At 67.2% G+C, this 1931-nt stretch carries 2 protein-coding genes; both read left to right on the forward strand.

Features of this window, described 5'->3' with window-relative positions; all coding sequences use genetic code 11:
- Window positions 1-1155, forward strand: a 1155-nt coding sequence (gene hmgA, locus BLS74_RS33510) for a homogentisate 1,2-dioxygenase (RefSeq protein ID WP_139191816.1), incomplete at its 5' end; no start/stop codon positions are given.
- Window positions 1152-1931: fumarylacetoacetate hydrolase family protein (locus BLS74_RS33515; RefSeq protein ID WP_170855818.1), on the forward strand; the 780-nt coding region annotated here is incomplete at its 3' end. The genes hmgA and BLS74_RS33515, both read left to right, overlap by 4 nt.

The following is a 1931-nucleotide window of genomic DNA, read 5'->3' on the forward strand; positions in this document are numbered from 1 at the left end:
GCCTTCACCGCGCCGCGCCACGAGAACCGGCGCAGCTGGATGTACCGGCGCCAGCCCTCGGTGGTCTCCGGCCGCTACCAGGCCTATGCGCAGCCGCACTGGCAGACCGGCGCCGACCGCGATATCGCGCTCGCGCCCGAGCCGATGCGCTGGCATCCGCTTCCGCTCGACAACGCCGATGTCGATTTCATCGACGGCATCCATACCTTGGCCGCCAACGGCGACGCCGAGGCGCACAGCGGCGTCGCTGCGCACGTCTACCTCGCGAACCGCTCGATGGAGCGCCGCGCTTTCGTCAATGCCGACGGCGAGATGCTGCTGGTGCCGCAGCAAGGCCGGCTGGTGATCACCACTGAGATGGGCGTGCTCGAGGTCAAGCCCGGCGAAATTGCGCTATTGCCGCGCGGCGTGGTGTTCAAGATCGCCGTGCCCGACGGTCCCTCGCGCGGCTACGTCTGCGAGAACTACGGCGCCCAGTTCCGCCTGCCCGAGCTGGGCCCGATCGGCTCCAATGGCCTGGCCAATGCGCGCGACTTCCAGGCGCCGATGGCCGCTTTCGAGAGCGAGGCCGGCGGCTACGAGATCGTCAAGAAATTCGGCGGCCGCTTCTGGCGCGCGCCGATGAAGCAGTCGCCCTTCAACGTCGTCGCCTGGCACGGCAACCTAGCGCCGGTGAAGTACGACACGGCCAATTTCATGACCATCGGCTCCATCAGCTTCGACCACCCGGACCCGTCGATCTTCACCGTGCTCACCTCGCCCTCGGACACGCCCGGCACCGCCAACTGCGACTTCGTGATCTTCCCGCCGCGCTGGCTGGTGATGGAGAACACCTTCCGTCCGCCCTGGTACCACCGCAACCTGATGAGCGAGTTCATGGGCCTGGTCTACGGCGAGTACGACGCCAAGCCCGGCGGCTTCAAGCCCGGCGGCGCCAGCCTGCACAACGCGATGGTGCCGCACGGCCCCGACGAGGAGGCCTTCGACAAGGCCAGCCGTGCCGATCTCAAGCCGCAGAAGCTGGACAACACGCTGGCCTTCATGTTCGAGAGCCGCTTGCGCTTCATTCCCACGGCCTGGGCGCTGCAGAGCTCGGCGCTGGACACCGACTATGCCGACTGCTGGGCCGGCCTCAAGGACCAATTCAAGCCATGAACAACGAACTGAACGCCACCCACGATCCGAAGCTGCGCAGCTGGGTCGCTTCGGCCAATGAGGCTGGCTGCGATTTTCCGATCCAGAACCTGCCCTTCGGCCGCTTCCGGCCTGCGGGCAGCGGTGAGCCCTTTCGCATCGGGGTCGCGATCGGCGACCAGGTGCTCGACTTGAAGGCGACCGGCCTCGTCCATACGGACGACATGAACGTGTTGATGGCGAAGAGCCCGACGGAGCGCCAAACCCTGCGTGCAGCGATCTCCGCAGGCCTGGCCGAAGGGAGCGAGCAGGCCCCCGAGTGGGCAAAGGCCCTGCTGGCCCAGTCGGCCGCCGAGATGACGGTGCCCTGCCGCATCGGCGACTACACCGACTTCTACACCAGCGTTCACCACGCGACCACCGTCGGCAAACAGTTCCGCCCGGACAACCCGCTGCTTCCGAACTACAAATGGGTGCCCATCGGCTACCACGGGCGCGTCTCGTCGATCGGCGTCAGCGGCCAGCGCTTCAAGCGCCCGCAAGGCCAGACCAAGGCGCCCGACGCCGCAACGCCTTCCTTCGGCCCTTCGAAGCGGCTCGACTACGAGCTCGAACTCGGCTTCCTGGTCGCCCAGGGCAATGCGCTCGGCGAGCCGATCGCCATCGCCGAAGCGGAAGCGCACCTGTTCGGCGTCACCCTGCTCAACGACTGGTCGGCCCGCGACATTCAGGCCTGGGAGTACCAGCCGCTCGGGCCCTTCCTGTCGAAGAACTTCGCCAGCACGCTCTCGCCCTGG

The organism is Variovorax sp. CF079 (genome assembly GCF_900101545.1).
GTDB lineage: Bacteria > Pseudomonadota > Gammaproteobacteria > Burkholderiales > Burkholderiaceae_C > Variovorax.